This window comes from Carboxylicivirga litoralis (genome assembly GCF_025499605.1).
Classification (GTDB): Bacteria; Bacteroidota; Bacteroidia; order Bacteroidales; family Marinilabiliaceae; genus Carboxylicivirga; species Carboxylicivirga litoralis.
The window spans coordinates 51,706-73,718 of the sequence record NZ_JAFMVC010000007.1; the positions used below are offsets into that span (position 1 = coordinate 51,706).

15 protein-coding genes are annotated in these 22,013 nt (G+C 39.7%); 9 read left to right on the forward strand and 6 right to left on the reverse strand.

What is annotated here, in order from left to right:
- Positions 1–146 precede the first annotated feature (146 nt).
- The gene (locus tag J1N10_RS08740) at positions 147–2,453 is read right to left on the reverse strand and encodes a family 20 glycosylhydrolase (RefSeq protein ID WP_262326317.1); all 2,307 of its coding nucleotides are present in this window, start codon (positions 2,451–2,453) and stop codon (positions 147–149) included.
- Positions 2,454–2,642: 189 nt separating this feature from the next.
- On the opposite strand from J1N10_RS08740, the gene era reads away from it, so the two are divergent.
- The 4 genes from era to J1N10_RS08760 all read left to right on the forward strand — a co-directional run bounded on the left by era (position 2,643) and on the right by J1N10_RS08760 (position 8,644).
- Positions 2,643–3,527: a GTPase Era gene (gene era / locus J1N10_RS08745; RefSeq protein ID WP_262326318.1), complete on the forward strand. Its 885-nt coding sequence runs from the start codon at positions 2,643–2,645 to the stop codon at positions 3,525–3,527.
- A 132-nt stretch (positions 3,528–3,659) separates the two neighbouring features.
- Entirely contained in the window at positions 3,660–4,964 is a 1,305-nt protein-coding gene (gene der / locus J1N10_RS08750) for a ribosome biogenesis GTPase Der (protein ID WP_316044922.1), read from the forward strand.
- Between the two features lie 174 nt (positions 4,965–5,138).
- Complete coding sequence (locus J1N10_RS08755; RefSeq protein ID WP_262326319.1) at positions 5,139–7,163, forward strand: putative porin; 2,025 nt, start codon at positions 5,139–5,141, stop codon at positions 7,161–7,163.
- A 68-nt stretch (positions 7,164–7,231) separates the two neighbouring features.
- Positions 7,232–8,644: an MltF family protein gene (locus J1N10_RS08760; RefSeq protein ID WP_262326320.1), complete on the forward strand. Its 1,413-nt coding sequence runs from the start codon at positions 7,232–7,234 to the stop codon at positions 8,642–8,644.
- Here J1N10_RS08760 and J1N10_RS08765 read toward each other — a convergent pair.
- The 3 genes from J1N10_RS08765 to J1N10_RS08775 all read right to left on the reverse strand — a co-directional run bounded on the left by J1N10_RS08765 (position 8,592) and on the right by J1N10_RS08775 (position 12,227).
- Positions 8,592–9,272 carry an NUDIX hydrolase gene (locus J1N10_RS08765; RefSeq protein WP_262326321.1) on the reverse strand — a complete coding sequence of 227 codons (681 nt, stop codon included), beginning with the start codon at positions 9,270–9,272 and terminating at the stop codon, positions 8,592–8,594. The genes J1N10_RS08760 and J1N10_RS08765 overlap by 53 nt on opposite strands.
- 379 nt (positions 9,273–9,651) lie before the next feature.
- Positions 9,652–10,896, reverse strand: coding sequence for an ABC transporter permease (locus J1N10_RS08770; protein WP_262326322.1), 1,245 nt, complete (start codon positions 10,894–10,896; stop codon positions 9,652–9,654).
- 131 nt (positions 10,897–11,027) lie between these two features.
- A complete protein-coding gene (locus J1N10_RS08775) occupies positions 11,028–12,227 on the reverse strand; it encodes a pyridoxal phosphate-dependent aminotransferase (protein ID WP_262326323.1) in 1,200 nt (399 codons plus the stop codon).
- A 173-nt stretch (positions 12,228–12,400) separates the two neighbouring features.
- On the opposite strand from J1N10_RS08775, the gene J1N10_RS08780 reads away from it, so the two are divergent.
- From J1N10_RS08780 to J1N10_RS08800, 5 genes are all read left to right on the forward strand, one after another.
- Complete coding sequence (locus J1N10_RS08780) at positions 12,401–13,162, forward strand: DUF481 domain-containing protein (protein ID WP_262326324.1); 762 nt, start codon at positions 12,401–12,403, stop codon at positions 13,160–13,162.
- 173 nt (positions 13,163–13,335) lie between these two features.
- Positions 13,336–15,981, forward strand: coding sequence for a DUF5686 and carboxypeptidase regulatory-like domain-containing protein (locus J1N10_RS08785; RefSeq protein WP_262326325.1), 2,646 nt, complete (start codon positions 13,336–13,338; stop codon positions 15,979–15,981).
- Positions 15,982–16,542: 561 nt separating this feature from the next.
- On the forward strand, positions 16,543–18,072 hold the full coding sequence (gene zwf, locus J1N10_RS08790) for a glucose-6-phosphate dehydrogenase (protein ID WP_262326326.1): 1,530 nt from the start codon (positions 16,543–16,545) through the stop codon (positions 18,070–18,072).
- A 24-nt stretch (positions 18,073–18,096) separates the two neighbouring features.
- Complete coding sequence (gene pgl, locus J1N10_RS08795; protein WP_262326327.1) at positions 18,097–18,807, forward strand: 6-phosphogluconolactonase; 711 nt, start codon at positions 18,097–18,099, stop codon at positions 18,805–18,807.
- A 1-nt stretch (position 18,808) separates the two neighbouring features.
- Positions 18,809–19,639 (forward strand): alpha/beta hydrolase, encoded by an 831-nt coding sequence (locus J1N10_RS08800; protein WP_262326328.1) that lies wholly within the window; start codon positions 18,809–18,811, stop codon positions 19,637–19,639.
- A 13-nt stretch (positions 19,640–19,652) separates the two neighbouring features.
- On the opposite strand, the gene J1N10_RS08805 is transcribed toward J1N10_RS08800, so the two are convergent.
- On the reverse strand, positions 19,653–20,585 hold the full coding sequence (locus J1N10_RS08805) for a ketopantoate reductase family protein (RefSeq protein ID WP_262326329.1): 933 nt from the start codon (positions 20,583–20,585) through the stop codon (positions 19,653–19,655).
- A gap of 61 nt (positions 20,586–20,646) precedes the next feature.
- A complete protein-coding gene (locus tag J1N10_RS08810) occupies positions 20,647–21,831 on the reverse strand; it encodes a DcaP family trimeric outer membrane transporter (RefSeq protein ID WP_262326330.1) in 1,185 nt (394 codons plus the stop codon).
- Positions 21,832–22,013: the final 182 nt, after the last annotated feature.

The following is a 22,013-nucleotide window of genomic DNA, read 5'->3' on the forward strand; positions in this document are numbered from 1 at the left end:
GCTGCGAAAATACATTAATTAATGAAAAATTGAAAACATGGTTTTCAAGTACATCAGAAAGAAACAAAGGATCGCATCTTAATAGCCATAATGCTAATAAAGATGCGATCCTTAAACCATCCCTAAATTACGCTTTTTAATCCTTCTTAGAAACTATACATCTCGTTTGTCACACGGATAAATTTCTCGTCTCCTAACTTCCTATACTCCACTTTCGGCCCATTCCAGGCTTGAGGCCAGCCGCCAATAACATTGTTAAGATACACCAGTTTTACCGGGTGTTTGCCCTTTGCCAAGGCAATCGTTGTGTTATGACGTGAGAAGCGCTTGACTTCTCCATCGTTATCAATCAATAACTGCCCTGCAATATAAAACTGGTCAAGATTGGTTTGAAATTCGTAAACACCATCTTCTTCAATGGTAAGGTAACCAGTAAATATATGCGATGACGGTTGTTTATAATCGGTCTTCCTGTATTTACTCCCCCGGTTTTCAACCAGTCCATCCCTTTCTTTCCAGTCCGTCACTTTATCTATATTTGCAGCATACACAAATGTTTTGTCAATGTATTGTTCAGCTAATCCCTCTTTGGTAGTTTCAGCACTTACAGCCCTGTGTTTATTAGTTTTATTAATTTCAATAGTTCTGGCTTTACTCATTTTACCATGCGGCAAAAGTGTTGCAATCTTAATGGTTTTATCTTCTGTGAAAGTAAGTACGTTTTTATACACATCTGACGTTGTTGTTGGTTCAGAACCATCAGTGGTATACACCATAGGGTAATTACGAGTATTCGTGAATTCTAGCCTGGCCTTATCAAGATACACCACTTTATCCACCGGTCCTTCGGGCAAAGGAATGTGATAGTTAATAGTGTGTAAATCCAATCGGACTAAATTGTTATCCAAGCGCTTAACAAAACTCTGATAGTCTTTCTGTGCTTTCGATGTCCAGTTTACTTCGGCCAGTGCTATTAAACGTGGATAAACGCGATATTCCACTAATGCTGGCGTATACATATACTCGGTCCACACGTTGCCTTGGGTTCCCAACACATGGTGCACCTTATCAGCTTCTAATTCGGCAGGCACAGGTTCGTAATTATAAGCTTCTTCGAGCGTGGTGTAACCACCGATGGCAACCGGTTCAATGCGGTAATCACCCTGATAATGGTCGAGGTAACACCAATTACCGGGCGTCATCACCACATCGTGTCCTTGCGAGGCGGCTTCAATGCCTCCTTCTTCACCACGCCACGACATAACAGCTGCTGATTCAGCCAAGCCTCCTTCTAGTATCTCGTCCCAGCCAATCATCTTTTTGTTGTGGGCTATCAATACTTTTTCAATGCGTTTTATGAAATAGCTTTGTAGCTCGTGCTCATCTTTTAGCCCTTCCTGTCTCATGCGCCTTTGACACTTTCGGCACTTCTCCCAACGTTCTTTTGGGCACTCATCACCACCAATATGAAAATAAGGCGATGGAAACAATGCCACTACTTCGTCAATCACATCCTCTAAAAACTGAAACGTATCATCGTTGCCGGCACAATACACATCGGGCTCTACCCCCCACACATTACGCACCTCAAAAGGACCTCCGGTACACGAGTACTCCGGGTAGGCGGCCAGAGCGGCCAATGCATGTCCAGGCAATTCAATCTCTGGCACCACGGTGATAAAGCGTTCGGCCGCATAGGCAACAATCTCTTTCACATCCTCCTGTGAATAATAACCGGAGTAAGTATGTCCCTCACCTTCAATACGTGTTGCTCCAACCTCAGTTAACCTGGGATATTTTTTAATCTCGATACGCCAGGCCTGGTCTTCAGTCAGGTGCCAGTGGAAAGTATTCATTTTAAACATGGCCATCATATCCAGGTGCTTCTTAATATTTTCCACAGGCACAAAATGACGGCATACATCCAGATGCATCCCGCGCCACTTAAAGCGAGGTTTATCTTTGATTTCAACGGCAGGAATAGTCCACATCGACTTCTTCACAAGGCTTGAGCTTTCAATTTCGGCAGGTAATAACTGTAGTAATGTTTGCAGACCATAAAAAAGGCCTTGCGCCGAACCGCCACTGATGTATACAAAATCTTTTGTCACAGATAAAGCATAAGCCTCTTTACCTCCTGGCAAAGCAGTATTGATATTTAGAGAAACAAAGTTATTGGAAGGTTCTTCTTTTGCTGTTTCTAACTCAAATCCAGTAGATTGCTTTATTTTGTCTGAAAAAAACGTAATTATTGAATCGGTTTCTTCATTTTGGACCACCCACTTGGTTGATTTGTTTAATACAAAGGAGCCTGCCATTGGAGTAATTTTTTCAGGCAATGGAATGACATGTGTTGTATTTGATTGCGACATCTTTTTCTTTTGTGGTGAGCAAGCCAGGCAAAGGCTTATTAGGAATAGGGAAATCCAACTGAAAATATTCATTCTTCTCATCGTTCATTAGGTTTAAGATTTATCACTGGCAAGTCGTTAAACTTGCAACAAGTGCCATGCATTGCATGTTACGTCACGTAAATATATTACTAAAAAAAATAAATTGCTTGCCGAAAAATTCTCCTAAAACGATATCTCACTGCACTGAACAAATAATCGTATCTTCGCAGCAGAAAAGAAAAAAGGATTATGACACATAAAGCAGGCTTTGTAAATATTGTAGGAAACCCCAATGTTGGAAAATCAACTTTATCCAACGAATTGGTGGGTGAGCGCTTATCGATTATCACATCAAAAGCACAAACCACCAGGCACCGTATTTTTGGTATTGTGAATAAACCAGAGTACCAAATTGTATTTTCGGACACGCCAGGGGTGTTAAAACCTAATTATAAGTTACAAGAGTCGATGCTGAAGTTTTCAAAATCGGCCTTGACCGATGCCGACATCATATTATATGTAACTGATACTTTTGAAAAGCCGGATAAAAACGATGATTTTTTAAGTTCGGTACAAAAAACTGATATCCCTGTTTTATTGGTAGTGAATAAAATTGACCTCATCGACCAAAATAAGCTGGATGACATTATGGACTTTTGGAAAGTACAATTGCCCAATGCGGAAGTTTTCCCCATGTCGGCTCTGCATAAGTTCAATGTTCAGAATTTATTTGACCGCATTATTGAGTTATTGCCCGATTCACCACCTTATTTCGATAAAGAATCATTGACAGATAAATCAGAACGTTTTTTTGTGACAGAGATTATCCGCGAAAAGATTCTGGTTCAATACAAAAAAGAAATTCCTTACTCAGTTGAAGTGGAAGTGGAGGAATTTAAAGAAGCTGAAGAACGTATTGATATCCGTGCAGTAATTCATGTAGCACGTGAGTCGCAAAAAGGCATTATTATTGGTCATAAAGGTGTCAAGTTAAAGTGGGTAGGCATTGAAGCCCGCAAAGACATGGAAGGCTTCTTTAAGAAAAAAGTGAACCTGACTACTTACGTTAAAGTAAGTAAAGACTGGCGCGATAAAGAAAACTTTTTGCGCGGCCATGGTTATGAGTTGAAGTAAAAAGACACGAGACGGAGGACGGAAGACAGGAGACGGAGGACAAAGATAAAAGGCAGAGGCTTTAATTAAAATTGGTGTATAGCAGTAGTTTAATTACCTTTGCAGCCCCGAAAAAACAAAAGAATTATCGTCATGGGAAATATAGTTGCAATTGTTGGTCGCCCTAATGTGGGAAAATCAACACTTTTTAATCGATTAACCGGAACGCGCCAAGCTATTGTGAATGAGGAAGCCGGTGTAACACGCGACCGCTTATATGGCAAAGCATTTTGGAATGGTGTAGACTTTTCGGTGATTGATACCGGCGGTTATGCAACCAACTCTGATGATATTTTTGAAGAAGCCATTCGTCGCCAGGTATTGATTGCTATTGAGGAAGCAGACATTATTGTTTTTGTAGTGGATGTTGTAACTGGCATCACCGACTATGACGAAGGCGTAGCAGATGTATTGCGTCGTTCGGAAAAACCGGTACTGATGGTGGTTAATAAGGTTGATAACAATGAACGTATCACCGAATCGAGTTACTTTTACTCATTAGGATTAGAACACCTCTATCCTATTTCGGCGATTAATGGCGCTGGCACAGGAGAGTTTCTGGATAAGCTGGTATCCATGTTTCCAAAAGATGAAAACGAGCAGGAACTAGACCTACCTAAGTTCACCATTGTGGGGCGTCCTAATGCTGGTAAATCTTCGATTATCAATGCCTTCATTGGTGAGGAACGAAATATTGTAACGCCGATTTCAGGTACCACACGTGACTCTATTTTTACACGCTACAATAAATTTGGCCACGACTTTTATTTAGTTGACACAGCTGGTTTACGCAAAAAATCAAAAGTTAACGAAGATTTGGAGTTCTATTCGGTGATGCGCGCTGTCCGTGCCATTGAAAACTCTGATGTTTGTATGCTGATGATTGATGCCACGCGCGGTTTTGAAGCACAGGATCAGAAGATCTTTAACTTGATTCAGCGCAACAAAAAAGGTATTGTTGTATTGGTTAACAAGTGGGACCTGATTGAGAAAGATACGCATACGGTTAAGAAGTTTGAGGCAATGGTGCGCGATGCCATGGCGCCATACACCGATTTCCCCATTGTGTTTACTTCAGCCATCACCAAGCAGCGTATTCACAAGGCCATTGAAGAAGCTTTGCAGGTATATGAAAACAAGGAGACGAAAATTACGACTTCTAAATTGAATGATACTTTACTGCCTTTAATTGATAAGTTTCCGCCTCCATCAACCAAAGGTAAATTCATAAAAATCAAATATGTAACACAGCTACCAACGCAATCCCCAACGTTTGCGTTCTTCTGTAACCTGCCGCAATACATTAAAGATCCATATAAGCGTTTCTTAGAAAATAAGATTCGTGAAAACTGGAATTTTAATGGCGTGCAAGTCAACATTGTGTTACGTAAAAAATAAGATCAGAGACACCATCTTTGATTAACTGTTCGAGGTGCCACTATTACCATTGGGTAAAAGTCGCACCTCGAATAATATAAACCATTGCAAACTTTTTGGCTATATTTGCCATTGGCTCAGCTTTTCGGTGCCACTTGTTGTATTATAATTCGAACGAATTGATTGATATAAATTATGACATTTAGCTTCAACAAATACCTTCTAACCCTAATAATAAGCCTTTTATTCGTCTCCTATTCATCTGCTCAACGCAAGCTTAGTAGTGGAGGCCCCGACCAAATGGGCATGGGGCAAGGCGATGGTCAAATGGGCGAAGGTGAACAACCACAAGGTGATTTTATCCCTCCTGATGTAAATGCATGGAAACTAAGAGACCATTTTACATTTAGTGACACGGTTGCTGTTGATACCATGTCAAATGGTTATCAAATTTATAACCCAATCTTTAAAAAGAGCATTGCTCAAAACTGGCTGGGAAACATGAATTCAGCTAACCAATCGATGATTTTTGATGAGCAGGAAAAGCATTACGGCTATCTGTTTTATAATTCGTTCCTGACCTATATTCCTCAGCCGCACGAAATATATTTCTACAACACTAAAACACCATACGTTAATCTAACCTATCATTTCGGTGGTCCCAAGCGTCGTTCTGAGGAGGCAATTAGTGCTCTATACACGCAAAATATCAATAAGCATTTTAATGTTGGCCTGCAATACCAGCTCAACTCATCAATTGGATTATACCAGGGACAAAAAGCTGAAAATCAAAACTTCAAATTCTGGAGTAGTTATAATGGCAAACGCTATAACATGCACATGGCCTTCATTTATGCTAAAATTGAAAACCAGGAAAATGGTGGTATTAATCTGACCGGTGCCGAAAATAAATTCAATGATCTGGAGCCCGACGAAATACCCGTCCATTTCCAAACAGCCTACACCAAAATAAACAACCTGCAGTTTTTTTACAACCATTCGTTATCAATTGGAAACATAAGTGTTCAAGACAAAGACTCGACGATTAACGAATTACCGGTCAGCACCATATTCCACACGCTAAAATTTGATCAAGGAAAACGCGAGTACCAAATTGATGATTTAGAATCATACTACATCACTGATTCTCCCTATTATCCAAATATTTACCGCGACTCACTACAAACACGAGATAGTACTCTTTACAACAACCTGGTTAATACATTCCAGATTAAATTTAACGAAGAAGCTAACTCTCTTTTACGTTTTGGACTTAGAGCCTATATTACAAACGACATCATGTACTATAAATTTCCCGGGCAGACGACCTACGGATTGGATGATGAGAATAAAGGCATTATTAATTACCAAACACGAGACACAACGCTGGTTAACTCTGCAATTGGCGGTCAGATATTTAAAAACCTGGGTAAGAACTTCTGGTGGAATGCCGGTCTTAAGTTTTATTTTCAGGGCTATCGGGCTGGAGATTCTGAAATTACTGGTAATTTAAATTCTCAATTCCGCATCCATAAAGACACGGCTGGGTTCTTTGCCAATGGAGGCATCTACTTGCGTCAACCTGAGTTATTTGAAAACCAATACTTCTCCAACCACTTACAATGGAAAGAAGATTTTAACCAGGTGAAAAGTGTGCGTATCCGAGGTGGAATTCGAATCCCAACCCGACGTATTGAAATAAGCGGTGGTGCTAACATAGTCACTGAACACATCTACTGGAATGCATCGGGCTTACCTATTCAAACAAGCACTGTGGTTCAGGTTCTGAGCGCACGTTTAAAAAAGCATTTTAAATTGGGTCGTATTCATAGTGTGAATGATATTATCGCCCAATATACCAGCCATGATGAATATATACCTGTTCCTAAATTGGCGTTATACAACTCTACGTATTATCAAAATACACTATTCAAGGTATTACATTTCCAGATTGGTTTTGATGCCAGATACAATAGTAAGTACTATGCTCCAATGTATATGCCGGCAACAGGACAGTTTGTGAATCAACGCACTGAAAAAGTGGGCGACTATCCTTTTATTGATGTATTTGCCAACTTTCAGCTGAAACGAGCCCGCATCTACGTTAAATTCGACCATGTTAATGAAGGTTATCCAAACGAACCATATTACACCTCGTATCAATATCCCGGCAATCCACGCAGCCTTAAATTTGGCGTATCGTGGAATTTTTATGACTAACGAAGTAACCTAAATAACTTTTTATGGGTACAAGTCATTAACTTTGTACCTGTTTTTAAGAAGTTGTTATGATGAAATTTATCGCCTTATTAACTGTCGTTTTATTCGCTGCCAGTTGTCAATTAAAAAATGAGCAAGTAGCAGAGAAACAGCCTATCGAGTCATCGACGATAGACTTGGACGACATTGTGAAGCGTGGTAAAATACGGGTAGTTACCGACTATAACTCTACTAACTATTTCGTTTACAAAGGGCGTCCGCTGGGTTACCAGCTTGAGCTTCTACAGGCACTTAGCAACACTCTGGGATTAAAATTAGAAATCGTTGTATCAAACAATGTTGAAAAGAACTTTGACAGCCTATTAAAAGGTGATGTGGACCTAATTGCCACCAACCTGACCATAACGCGAGACAGAACACAACAGGTAACATTTACCGAACCTCACTGTGTTACTCACCAGGTATTGGTACAACAAAAACCATCAGATGAAAAATCAAATACTGCCAATTCTATTATTCGAAATCAGCTCGAACTGGCAGGTAAAACAATTTACGTCCAGGAAAACTCAGCCTATGTCGCTCGCTTAAAAAATCTGGCGAATGAAATAGGTGATAGCATTCATATTGTTGAAATACCTGATTACGAAGTGGAACAACTGATTGCTTTGGTTGCCAATGGTGAAATTCCCTATACCGTGTGTGACGACAACCTGGCTCGTATCAACCTCAACTTTTATGATAATATTGACATTGCAACAGCCGTTAGTTTTCCACAGAAAATTGCCTGGGCAGTGCGCCCCACATCTTCTGACTTAAAAGACGTGGTGGATAACTGGCTGATTAACTTCAAAAAAACCAATCAATATAAACGTATTTACAGAAAGTACTTCATCAATAAACGTTCAACCCACCTGGTTAACTCGAGCTTCCACTCTATCAAAGGAGGCCGTGTGTCGGCTTATGACGCCATTATTAAAGAAGAGAGCTTAAAACATAACTTAGACTGGCGATTGGTAGCCGCATTAATCTACCAGGAATCACGCTTTTTACCTGAAGTAGAAAGCTGGGCTGGTGCGATTGGTCTAATGCAATTGATGCCAAAAACTGCTGAAACATTTGGCGTTGAAAAAATTACGTCACCACAAGATAATATTCAAGGGGGATTGAAATTCTTAATCTGGCTAGATAAACGTTTTCAGGATATCATTACGGATCCTGATGAACGACTGAAGTTTGTTTTAGCCTCGTACAATGTAGGCCCAGGCCATGTTGAAGATGCCATGCGATTGGCAGAGAAGAATAATAAAAATCCACATATTTGGGATGATAATGTAGACTACTATCTGCTTAATAAATCGAAACCATCATTTTATAACGATCCGGTTGTTAAATTTGGTTATTGTCGTGGCGAAGAACCATACCACTATGTTAACGACATTCTGGAGCGTTACACGCATTATAAGAATGTGATAAACGATTAGTAAAAACTTCCGATAGCTTAATTTGTTGCAAAAATTCGCTGAGCATCATGGCTGTTGCTCCCCAAATTACGTAATCGTCAATTTTGTAAAAAGGAGCATCAACACGAACACCATTAATATTGCGTGTAAAACGGTGAACAGTTTCAGGCATTAGCAGCTGACGAACCGGCGCTTCAATGACTTCTTCCACCTCTCGTAGGTCCGGAATAAAAACCGGCTCTATTTCTGTAATGCAAACTTGCGGATAAACAATAAAATTGGAATTGGGGATGTACAAAGAACTTAATTCTGTGATAAAACTAACCTCATCGCGATTAATGCCTATCTCTTCTTCAGCCTCGCGCAAAGCAGTGTCCAAATACGAACAATCACCCTGTTCAAATTTCCCTCCAGGAAAACTGACTTGTCCACTGTGCGCTCCATCATACGTAGGTCGTTGAATCAATGGAATCATCCACTCATTATCCTTTTTATATAGCAAGATTAAAACACTACTTACTCTTGCTGTTTCTGGATTGTATTTAATATTCCCGGTAAATCGAACCGAGGGCGACATTAGCTTCTGTGCATCTTTTCCGGGCAGCGGTCTGGTAAGATCCCGGACAAGCAACTTAATCTCCTTCTTCATACACTTTTCTTTACAATGTAACTTAGAAATCCAACAGTTTGTTCTCTTTTAAGTTAACAAATTGTCATGATTATTCCTAGTTTACCAGACGCTAAAATTAAGGCATAAAAAAAGCCGGGCGTTCCCGGCTATTTGTCCCATTTATTAACTTAAACCTTAATTAAGTATTTGTTCATCTCAAATCAACAACCGTACCAATAATTGTAAAACCTGATTTTTTTTGAAAAATAATTGCAATAAAAATACAAGATGCTGAATAACAAATATTTACAATTCATACGCCAAATCACAAAAAAATTCTATGTGAATTTTTTCTCTAAACATCTTTTTAATACTGCACGATATCGCACACCAGATGTCAGTTAACGGACAATTATTTTTAGTTAAAACGAATGGCCTTCACAGGAAGAATTCTTGACACAAGATAAGTAGGTCCCAACATCATGGTCATGGTCACCACTAGCACACCAAGATTTAGCAAAACCAATTCCAACGGAGAAATATGTATTGGCACTGTAGAAAGATAGTAGTTAGCCGGATCTAGTTTGATGACCTTCGTGTATTTTTGAATGACACAGATAGCAATTCCAATGACATTACCCCAAATCATTCCCCGACCAATAATAAATCCTGATAAATACACGAAAACCTTTCTCAAATTCCAATCTTCAGCACCTAGTGCTTTTAAGATGCCAATCATATTCGTTCGCTCGAGTATAAGGATGAGCAAGCCCGATATCATATTAAAACTGGCAACCAAAATAATCAGGAGCAAAATAACATAGACGTTGGTATCAAGAATATCCAGCCAGCCAAATATTTGCGGTTGCAACTGTTTAATTGTTCGGTTACGGAGCATCGTACCATCGGCCTCTACTTTAGCACTGGTCAGGTAATAAATTTCCTCATTCACCTGCTCCATCTTATTAAATGATGATACACCAATTTCGTAACCCGATATTTGTGTTTCGTCCCAGTCATTTAGCTTTTGTACATGCCTTAAATCAACAAAAGCAAAACGCTTATCGTACTCAGGAAAATGCGAATTATAAATGCCAACAATATCAAAACGTCGTGCCAACGCCCTGTCTTGAATAAAGTACATGCGTATTTTATCGCCTACTTTAAAATCGAGCATTCGAGCAATATCTTCTGAAACTAAAATCTCATTGGATCGAACAGAATCATTAAAAGACGGTAATCTTCCTTCTACTAAAATAGACTTTATAAAGTCCCAGTTGTAAGATTGATCAACCCCCTTGAGTACAACCCCCTGAATTGCCTCATCGGCTTTGATAATACCCGGCTTAGTAGCAAAACGCTGAATATAACTAACACCTTCAACAGCCATTACTTCAGCTTCTAAACCTTTATCGATGGATATGGGATTAGTTTCAGGCGAATAGTTATAGTCGTAACTCATGATTTGAATGTGAGATGCAAAGCCACTTATTTTCTCACGAATCTCGCCTTTAAACCCAAAGCCAACTGCTATTGAAACAATCATCACTATAACACCTAAGATAATACCCAATGTGGCCACCTTAATAACTGGACCGGCCAGTTTCTTTCCAACTAAGCCTCCTGAGGCAATTTTACGCGCTATAAAAAGTTCAATATTCAATGTGCTCGGTTTTGTACAAAGTTAGAAAAAGCGATGATAATTTAGGTTCTTTGCAAAACAAAGCCGGAGTGTGACTATCAAATTAATCAATAGTCGCACCCCGGCTATATTTTTTTTTAAACGTCAGCTTCTTAAAGCGTACGTCCAGGATAGGCTTTCAATGCCGCTTCTAATGTCTCAAGCGCATTGCCTAAATCTTCTTTATTCAACACATAAGCAATTCGCACTTCGTCTTTCCCTGCACCTGGCGTGCTGTAGAAACCTGAAGCCGGTGCCATCATCACAGTTTGTCCTTTGTACTCAAATTCACTTAAAATCCACTGGCAAAATTTATCAGAATCATCAATAGGTAATTTAGCAACCGTATAGAACGCTCCTTTGGGTGTTGGCGTATAAACTCCTTCAATCTTATTCAAACCTTCAACTAAGAAATTGCGACGAGCAATATATTCAGCATATACTTCGTCGAAGTATTCTTTAGGCGTATCCAGAGATGCCTCAGCTGCAATCTGACCAAAACCAGGAGGGCTCAAACGCGCCTGACCAAATTTAAGCGCCGTTTCTAAAATAGATTTATTTTTAGTTACCAATGCGCCAATACGCACCCCACACTCACTGTAACGCTTCGATACCGAATCAAACATCACCACATTGTTTTCAATACCTTTTAGGTGCATGGCTGAAATGTGCTGCTCACCATCGTAACAGAACTCACGATATACCTCATCTGAAAATAGATACAAATCGTGCTTCAACACAATTTGCTTCAACTGATCCATTTCCTCTTGCGAGTATAAATAACCTGTTGGGTTGTTGGGATTACAGATGACAATGGCCTTTGTATTTGGCGTAATCATTTTCTCAAACTCTTCAATAGCCGGCAATGCAAAACCATCTTCAATGCTTGAACGAATTGGCTTTACTTCAACACCTGCTGATACAGCAAATCCATTGTAGTTAGCATAGAACGGCTCGGGAATAATAACCTCATCACCAGGATTCAAACATGTTAAAAACGCAAAGGTGATAGCTTCAGAACCTCCGGCAGTGACTAAAATCTCATTCTCATCAACATTAATATCAATGCTTTGATACATTTTAGCCAACTTCTGACGATAACTTACAATACCTGCCGAATGGCTGTATTCAACCACCTTCAGGTCAATGTTACGAATAGCGTCAAGCGCTACTTCCGGCGTTTTAATATCGGGCTGTCCAATATTCAAATGGAATACTTTTGTTCCCTTTGCTTTTGCCGCCTCGGCAAATGGCACCAGCTTACGAATTGGAGATGCCGGCATCTGTTGTCCTCTATCAGAAATATTAGGCATTGTATTACTTTTTAAAGCGTTTCAACATGTTATAATATCATCGCAAATTTAGATTATAAATCGATATAAAAATCATGCTTTTTAACAGTTTTTTTGCCTGATTTTTCTCATCTTTTCAGCTATTTTTTCACAACTCGGCAGAATGTTTATTTTTGTCACAAAACAATTTGACTATGCACAGAGGGATAACAACAATCATATTGCTGACTGCCATTAGCATTTCTACTATTGCTCAAATTGTTAGCATTGACAAACGACGAACTAAAGACCCCAATAAAGGATTTCAGGGCAATGTAAATCTGGGGCTAAACCTTGTGCATACCACAACTGACATGACCCAAATTATGTCAAGACTTAAATTACAGTATAACGATAACGATAATACTTACCTTTTTTCATCTGATATTGGTTTCAGTAAAGTTGACGATGAGCGAAATGTCAACAACGGTGGTATTATGTTTAAGTACAACCACTGGGTCCCTGATAAAATTATTATTGCAGAGGCATTCTACCAGTACCAATATAACCGTGTGAAGCAATTGAAACACCGCCATGTAGTTGGTGGAGGCCCTCGTTTTAACATTGCCGACAAAGAAAAATTCTCGTTATTTCTGGTTGCTTATACTATTTACCTCAATGAGTTGTTTGAAACAGATACTTACGAACGTCGTAAAAGCCTGGTTAAATTCAGTTCCATGTTAGCAACTGACTGGCAAATGTCGGATAATGCATCGCTTTCGCACAGTACTTATTACGAACCAGACTACTCCGATCCTGCTGATTTTCGTATCTGGAGTGAAACACGCTTTAATGTAAAAATAACCAAGAAGTTTACCTTTGCACTTTACCTTCGCTTTGACTACGATAACCTTGTGCCACCTGATGTTGATAGTTTATTTTACACTATCAACAATTCATTTAGTTTAAAATTTTAGAAATCCCCCACCCTGTAACCTTTATTGATGCCTGTTCGCCTTACATTGAAATTATTGTCAATTTGGTGAGCTCGTGCTAATTTATATAATAAAATATATACATTAGCATCTGTTTTTGATTGTGCTTAAAACATTCAACCCAACGACTTAAACCATAATCTAACACTAAACCTATGCACAAAATTTGTTTTCTACTCTTATTATTTCTGCTTCCCAAAGTAGCTCTTTCACAAGGAGTAAAAGGAACCGTAACCGACGAATCAGGCAATACCATCCCGTTTGCCACCATCTATTTGAAAGAAACTACCTCCGGAACCACCACCAACGATCTAGGCGAATATGAAATTCAATTGCCTGCCGGAAAGTATACCATAGTCTTTCAAGGCCTTGGTTTTCAAAAGACAGAAGTAACGGTTAATATCAACGATACATACATCACCAACAACATTGTTCTCAAAAAACAAGAATATCGAATCAAAGAAGTTCGGGTCTATTCTGGTGGTGAAGATCCTGCATACCCTATTATGCGAAAAGCAATTAGTCTGGCCCCCTATTACCAACGCCAAACTGAACAATACAATGCCGAAGTATACCTGAAAGGCAGCTTGCTTATGAAGAAAATTCCAAAGCTGATTCAGAAAATGATGAAAGCTGAGGTAGATGATAACGAACTCATTATTGAAGAAGGCAAGACCTACACCATGGAATCGATAAATGAGATTGCGTTTGCCGCACCTGACAACTACGACCACACTGTTCTTTCTTCTCGTTCCACATTTCCTGGTTCTGAAGAAGACAATGTGATGGGTTACATCACCTACAGCTTTTACGAACCTCATCAGGACATGGCTATTTCGCCTTTGGCTCCCAATGCATTTTCTCATTATAAGTATGTATATGAAGGCTTTTTTTACGAGGGCGATGTGGCGGTGAACAAAATTAAAATAGTGCCTAAACGAAAAAGCCAGCAAACCTATAGTGGTTACATCTATATTGTTGATAATTTGTGGAACATCCATTCAATTGATGTAACTAACAATGCCTTTTTTGGCACCATTAATATTAAACAAGTCTATGCGCCGGTCAAAGAGCGTTCATGGTTACCAATCAGTCACCGCTTTAAAGTGGAAGCCTCAATAATGGGCGTTAAGGCCGATTTTCGATATGCTGGATCGGTCAAATACTCCGATATAAAGCTGAATGCTGACTTACCGGTTCCGGCTACTCTTATGAAGCAATATGCTGCTGAAGAAGCGGCTAAACAAGCAGCCGAACAACAAGCGAAGAAAGAAGAAGAGATGACTCGACAGCAGAAAAAAATGGAAGAACTGCTGGCTAAAGAAGAGCTATCGAACCGGGATATGATCAAACTTTCGCGTCTGATTGAAAAAGAATCGCGAAAAGAAGAAGAATTAAAAGAGGAATCGCTGGAAATTAAAAACACTTACAAGATAACACATAAGAAGGATACCACCAGGCGCGACTCAAGCTACTGGGAAAGCATGCGCCCAATCCCACTCACCAGTGATGAATTGCGTAGCTTTGAAATAAAAGACTCGATTAAACTGGCAAAAATTGAAGCTGATACGGTTAAAACAGAGAAAAAGAAAAAATCGATGTTCAATAAAATATCGGGTGGTTTCCTTGGCGGACATACATTTTATGCCAACGACTCAGCCACCCGCATAACCTATCATGGCTTAATTGGTTTGAAGCAAGTTGATTTTAATGCCGTTGACGGCTGGAGTTATGAACAAGGCTTTACACTGCGACATAAAGTGGACTCTCTTCGTTCCTTCGGACTTTCGCCAACAGTGTCGTATGCCTTTGCCCGTGAAAAAGTATTGTGGGATGCCAATGCCTGGTATAGCTTTGGTAAGAAAAGCCGCGCTAATATTACACTTTCGGGCGGACAGCAAAGCATGGATTTCAATAGCAAGTATGGGATTGATCGTACTTTAAACATGTTCTCGTCTTTATTTTTTAAAGATCATTACATGAAATTGTACCAGAAAGATTATGCAGCCATCAATGGTTCTTTTGAGCCACTACATGGTATGCGCGTTCGTCTGGCAGCTTCCTATAGCTCCTACAAGCAACTTGCAAACAACACCAATTGGTCGATAATTGATAAAGATGAAGAGTATGCGCCTAATATTCCACCTAACGATCAGCTGACTCCCGAGCACCTGATGGATCAGTCAGACATGTTTACCTCTGTTGAAATCACGTACACGCCGCGCATGCATTATCGTGTGTACAAAGGGCGGAAATACAATGTTGGCTCAAGGTATCCGACATTTAAGTTTAATTATCAACGAGGCCTGAACAACATATTTGACAGTGAAGCTGATTATGAGCAATTTAGCGGGGAAATTTCTCAAAAAAAGGAATGGGGTATCTTTAACGCCTTCAACTGGCAAGTAGGTGCCGGCTATTTTTCGCGTAACGACCATATGCATTTTTCACGTTTCCAGCACTTTAACACATCCGAAATACCGGTTAATTTCAAATCGTGGGAAAATGCGTTTATGCTACTCGACGATTACCGCTACAGCACCAATGAATGGTATGCAAAAGCACACGTATCATACACAACTCCATACCTATTGCTTAAGTTTTTACCCGTGCTAAGCAACCGCCTATGGACTGAAAACTTATACGCCAATTACCTGACACAGCCTAATTACAAAAACTATGTTGAGGTAGGCTATAGTATGAACCAAATCTTCCTGATTGGAAGTGCCGGCGTATTTGCAGGCTTTGAAGATGGCAGCTATGCACGCTGGGGATTCAGAGTAGGCATCAACATTGATTAAGCTATTACCCCATCTGGCAGCTAGAAGCAAAAATCACCTGATGAGTTGTTTTATTGCTAGTTTGTTAATCGACTTATTTATTATTTGAAGAGTACATTAAAAAACATTTTCAGTTTGAACTAATAACCTGAGTTCGATTTATATTTCAGAATTCATATTATCATAAAGAGCTGATATACAAGGTAAATTTTGCAGGGCTAGCGAGCTAGCTCGAAAAATTTAAAGCAGTAGATTAGTTTTTTATGATAAATCATAGATGTTTCACTTATAAACAGCAATTTTCCTCCCGAAATTTAATCAAAATAGCCCGCTATTCTTTCATAATTTTCGATTGAAACTGACTTTTTATAAGCGATCTGAATCAGAAATTTTACGTCGAACTCAGGTTAATAATAGCACCTCATTGGAAATACCAATAAAGGATCATGTCATTCCATTCTTGAACAGATGAATAACATGATCCTTTTCATTTGCGCAAACAATACTACTTCCGGACTTGTTAAAATGATTGCCGGTTCGCTATCTTGCGAGCTATTTCTATCGATAACAATAGTGTAAAATATGATTCAACCTAAAAACCACATACTTGTCATTTTCGGTGCCTCTGGCGATTTAACCTATCGAAAATTGGTGCCCGCTGTTTTTGATTTATTCGACCAGGGCTTGCTGCCCGAAAAATTTGCCATCCTTGGATTGGGCAGGACCGATTTAAGCAATACTGATTTTCGTCAAAAGATGAAAAAAGGCATTGAACAATTTGCACTTAACACACCTGAAAGTGAAGAAAAGCTGAACAGCTACCTTGAAAAACTTCACTACTTTTCGTTTGACACTAAAGAGCCCGATGAATACTGCCTTTTAAAAGGTAAGTTGCGCGAACTGGATGAGGAGTGTGAAACCGACAACAACTTTATCTACTATCTGGCCACACCGCCAAACATGTACGAAATAATCCCTGAGCAACTTTCACTGCAAGGGCTAAGCGATGAAACTAGTGGTTTTAAACGTCTCATTGTTGAAAAACCTTTTGGTTACGACCTTCAAACAGCCCAAAAGCTCAACAATGAATTGCTGAAATTCTTTAAAGAAGAGCAGATATATCGCATCGACCATTACCTGGGTAAAGAAACCGTGCAAAACCTGTTGGTCACGCGTTTCTCTAACGGGATTTTCGAACCATTGTGGAATCGCAATTACATTCATCATGTAGAGATTACAGGTGCCGAAAACATTGGTGTTGGTAATCGTGGTGGCTATTACGAAGGCTCGGGTGCCATGCGCGATATGATTCAAAACCATTTGCTACTGCTCGCTGGCTTAGTAGCCATGGAACCACCCACCTTAATCGATTCCAACAATATCCGTAATGAAATTGCCAAAGTCTTTCATTCTCTGCGCCCCATAAAGGAGGAAGAGGTTGCCCAATATGCCATACGTGGACAATATATAGCATCTACAATTAAAGGGGAGCAAGTAAAAGGTTACCGCGACGAAGAAGGTGTTGCCCCCGATTCGCGCACCGAAACATTTGCTGCGATTAAATTATTTATTGACAATTGGCGATGGGCTGATGTGCCGTTTTACATTCGAAGTGGTAAAATGATGCCGACGCGTGTAACTGAGATAGTTATTCATTTTAAAGCAACACCCCATCACCTTTTTGCCGATGACGAATCAATTACCAAAAACCACAACCAACTGGTTATACGCATCCAGCCAGACGAAGGTGTGTTGATGAAGTTTGGAATGAAAGTTCCAGGAGCCGGTTTTAAGGTGCAAAACGTGAATATGGATTTTCATTATAGCGACTTATCAGACACCTATTTACCAAGTGCTTACGAGCGACTATTGCTCGATTGTATGTTGGGCGACAGCACCCTCTATCACCGAGGTGATGCAGTTGAAGCTGCCTGGAAGTTTGTTGACCCGATATTGAATGCCTGGAAAAATGATGACAGCATTCCAGTGCATGGTTATCCCGCCGGCACCTGGGGGCCTGACATATCAGATGAATTAATTGAAGAACAAGATATTACATGGCGCTATCCTTGTAAGAACCTAGCCAATGATGGTAATTATTGCGAATTGTAGGTCTAATCTCCTTAATTAAAAACCATGAAGAAGATATTTAACAGCAAAGAAGAATTGGCGTATTACTTTGGCGACTTACTTTTAAAAGCAAGTCAGGAAAAACCTGAACTTTATATTGCACTATCTGGAGGAAGTACTCCTAAGGCTATCTTTGAAGTTTTGGCCAAAGACTATGCTAAATCAATAGATTGGACGAAGATTCGCTTTTTTTGGGGTGATGAACGCTGCGTTGCTCCAGATGATACAGAAAGTAACTTCGGGATGACGCGCGAGTATTTGTTCGATCATGTAAAAACCCGTGGCGTTAATATTTTCAGAGTAAAAGGAGAGCTCGAACCAAAGAAAGCTTTAGAGGACTATATTGAACAAGTTGATGATAATGTGCCCAAAGCTAATGGGTTGCCACAATTCGATATTATGCTGCTGGGCATGGGCGATGACGGACATACGGCTTCTATCTTTCCACACCAAATTAAGCTGTGGAACAGTTCGGCAACTTGCGAGTTGGCCCAACATCCCGTAAGTGGACAAAACAGAGTAACCCTAACAGGAAGCGTCATCAACAACAGCCAGCGTATCTTCTTTTTGGTAACTGGCAGTAGCAAAGCTGAGAAAGTAGATAAAATCATCAATCAAAAAGGTAATTACACCCAATATCCGGCAGCGTTGGTTGACACCAACAAAACAGTTTGGTTATTGGATAATGATGCTGCCCGTGAATTATCAAACAAGTAAGATGATTCGGGACACTTTTACCATTTCATCTGTATCAGGCAAAACCTTATTTGGACAAAGCTGGTTTTGTTCAGAGAAGCCCCGGGCTGTGATTGTTTTAATTCACGGTTTTGGTGAGCACTGTTCGCGCTACACGCCCTACATCAAGCTTTTTAAAGCTGAAAACATCGCGTTTATCAGTATGGATCAGATTGGCCATGGCCGTTCTGAAGGCAAGCGTGGTGTCATTCAATCTTTTCAACAACTATTGGATGACATTGACCTGCTAATTGAAAAGACTGAATCTATTTTTCCGGATATTCCAAAATTTCTTTATGGCCATAGCATGGGAGGGAATATTGCATTAAACTACCTACTGCAGCGCAATTACCCATTTAAGGGCGCTATTATTTCGTCTCCCTGGTTAAAACTAAGTCATGATTTGTCGGGTTTTACAAAAATACTTGTCCGGCTATTCAGTATCATCATACCCAATGTTACAACTAAAAGTAGATTAAACACTGATTACATAAGCAGCAAACAACAAGAAGTACACGCTTATAACATAGATGAGCTAAACCATAGACGGATTTCGTTTCGCTTATTATACAACGTTACCAGGCAAGGTTTGTGGGCTATGAACAACATCCATTTGTTAAAAGTGCCAACCTTGCTTTTACATGGCAATAAAGACCAAATTACGTCTCATTGGGCCAGTCGGGAAATGGCCCTGAAACACCCTGAACTGATTCAATATAGAGAGTTTGAAAACATGTATCATGAAGTGCATAATGATAGACAACGGGAGTTTATCGCCAAACAATGCATCGAATGGGTTAATAACTTGCTTTAGAAATACATTTTTTTTATCCCCCAAACTTCCCTCTCGCCTTCAACTCCATTGGCAAAATACAATTACAGATAAATCGATTAACTGGCACATCAACACCGTATTGTTCGGCTAATTTCACAACAGTTCCATTCTGATAATCAATTTCCGATGGCTTGCCTTCCCACACATCACGGGTTAGAGACGAAGTAGAATCATAGGCTACAGAATCTATAACTTCGATAGTTTTATCAATAAAATTTGGCTTTATATTCACACCTTTCTTCTGCGAAACAGCATAAATCTCATTCAGCAAAGCAATCATCATCTGGCGTGTTTCGTTGAGCTCGCGCAGTTCGCCATAAGTTGTTTTGGTAACCGCCAACAAAGCACTGGTGCAGATAAAGATAAATTTCTTCCACACATCGGCTTCAATATCTCGTGATGCCTTATGAGCAACGCCTGCGTGTTCAAATAATTGGGTCAGTTTGCCCATCCGTGTTGAAAGAGAGCCGTTACGTTCGCCAAAAACGATCTCCGGCTTAAAACCAACATGATTTACCACTCCAGGCGCTTCAATCAGGCTAAAAATACGACACAAGCCTCCCATGATATGCTTGGCTGGTATCACCTCAGCTAACTCATCAGCAGCCAATACTCCATTTTGTAGAGGCAATACGATACTGTTACTGTGTAAAATATGATTTATTTCCTCTCTAATTTCTTTTATCTGCCATGCTTTAACAGCTACTAAAACCAAATCAGCCTTGTTAATATCCGTGATTTTATCCGTGGCATTGACATTAGTGATGTGCATATCACCATAAACACTTTTAACCAACAATCCATTTTCTCTTATGGCTTCCAGATGTGCACCCCTGGCGATGAATGTCACCTCATTATCCGCCTGTGCCAGTTTTGCGCCAAAATACCCGCCTACTCCACCTGTTCCAATAACTGCTATCTTCATTGAATTTTGTTTTATCAACACTATAAAGTGCAAATATAATGACTGGATCTGGAATTTCTGTTTACAACATTTTATTAAACGTATAACGTAAAGAAAACTGGATTTTAGTAGCTGAGGCATCCCAACCATCTCTGAAGTTATCACGTCGAATCCATAGCAACTCTATCCCCCCCATTATTCGAGGTGCTGGATGATATAACAAGTTGGCACTTGCGTACTGTCCTTTTCGAAACGCATCATCTCTTTGACCATCAGTATTATCGATGAAAATAGCCGAATATCCAACTGCACTGGTGAATTTCTTATTCCAAACATGGTTCAGATACAAAGTAAATGATTTCAATGGAATCACCACCCCATCTACCGGATGGTTCGGGTCATCGTAACTTCGCTCCAACCCTATATCAGTTGGAGCATCATTCATATAGTTTTGTATACCTTCACCAACAATACCTTGCGCAATAAGCATATTGTTTTCATTCAGCTTAATATTGGAGCTCAAATGCACCCCCCAGCCAATAGCTTTACCGCTCACATCATAGGGCTGCTCTCCGATATCAATCCATTTAATTTGCCTTACCAATCCAGACAATTCCGCATAGCCCCAATTACGTGTCATTCTAAACTCAGCCGATAAATCGGGTAAATCAAATTTTGCTTTGGCATCATCCAGTTCAATACGTCCATCATACACACCTTCATCAGCTGTCCCACCAGGGCGTTCAAGCGCAACAGCTAATTGATTACGCCCTTGAATAGGGATATATCGAAATTGGACATTCTTGCACAATGACAAGCCTACTGGCCCCCAATATTCTATCATATTGGGAAAACACCCAATATCGCAAAATAAGCTCCAGTTATGGCCCACACCAATCTTTCCCAATTCAGCATAGGCATATAAAATATGAAAAGCCGTTTGCCCGGTATTACTCCCAACGCCAAATAAATCCATAACAAATAAGATATTTAAATCGCCTAATGGAGTTGGCGTAACACTCTCCATTCCTAACATGGATTGGCGAACGCTGTAAAATACATTTCCATCACTTCCATATTGGTTTTTGTAAGCAGGCAGTTGTGTCGGACGCATCACATCCGAAAAATCAGGATTGACCTGATCAAAATTATAACCTGCATCTGTCATCACATGACCAAATATTTCGAAAGTTCCTGTAGGCTCATCTTGTGCCCATGCACAGGTCATAATGGTCAACATCGTTGCAGATAAGAAGAATTGTTTCATGGTTTAGGTTCCTTGGGAGATATTTAATGACTATTTAACGCCTTATTAAGTAAAGATTTGAATTCTTATTCTTAAAAATAGACTATTAAAATTATTTGTTCAACAAAAACACTTTTTAGATGAGTTCGAAATAAGAACTTTAATGGAAAATGTTTGACCCCTTCCATTTTCCAAGCTAGACG

Bases quoted from the DNA above. Each gene is read 5' to 3' on its own strand.
- J1N10_RS08775 (WP_262326323.1), bottom strand. From the start codon at position 12,227: ATGCCTAATATTTCTGATAGAGGACAACAGATGCCGGCATCTCCAATT.
- J1N10_RS08755 (WP_262326319.1), top strand. From the start codon at position 5,139: ATGACATTTAGCTTCAACAAATACCTTCTAACCCTAATAATAAGCCTT.
- zwf (WP_262326326.1), top strand. From the start codon at position 16,543: ATGATTCAACCTAAAAACCACATACTTGTCATTTTCGGTGCCTCTGGC.
- J1N10_RS08800 (WP_262326328.1), top strand. From the start codon at position 18,809: ATGATTCGGGACACTTTTACCATTTCATCTGTATCAGGCAAAACCTTA.
- der (WP_316044922.1), top strand. From the start codon at position 3,660: ATGGGAAATATAGTTGCAATTGTTGGTCGCCCTAATGTGGGAAAATCA.
- J1N10_RS08785 (WP_262326325.1), top strand. From the start codon at position 13,336: ATGCACAAAATTTGTTTTCTACTCTTATTATTTCTGCTTCCCAAAGTA.
- J1N10_RS08765 (WP_262326321.1), bottom strand. From the start codon at position 9,272: ATGAAGAAGGAGATTAAGTTGCTTGTCCGGGATCTTACCAGACCGCTG.
- J1N10_RS08760 (WP_262326320.1), top strand. From the start codon at position 7,232: ATGATGAAATTTATCGCCTTATTAACTGTCGTTTTATTCGCTGCCAGT.
- J1N10_RS08740 (WP_262326317.1), bottom strand. From the start codon at position 2,453: ATGAGAAGAATGAATATTTTCAGTTGGATTTCCCTATTCCTAATAAGC.
- J1N10_RS08780 (WP_262326324.1), top strand. From the start codon at position 12,401: ATGCACAGAGGGATAACAACAATCATATTGCTGACTGCCATTAGCATT.
- era (WP_262326318.1), top strand. From the start codon at position 2,643: ATGACACATAAAGCAGGCTTTGTAAATATTGTAGGAAACCCCAATGTT.
- J1N10_RS08810 (WP_262326330.1), bottom strand. From the start codon at position 21,831: ATGAAACAATTCTTCTTATCTGCAACGATGTTGACCATTATGACCTGT.
- pgl (WP_262326327.1), top strand. From the start codon at position 18,097: ATGAAGAAGATATTTAACAGCAAAGAAGAATTGGCGTATTACTTTGGC.
- J1N10_RS08805 (WP_262326329.1), bottom strand. From the start codon at position 20,585: ATGAAGATAGCAGTTATTGGAACAGGTGGAGTAGGCGGGTATTTTGGC.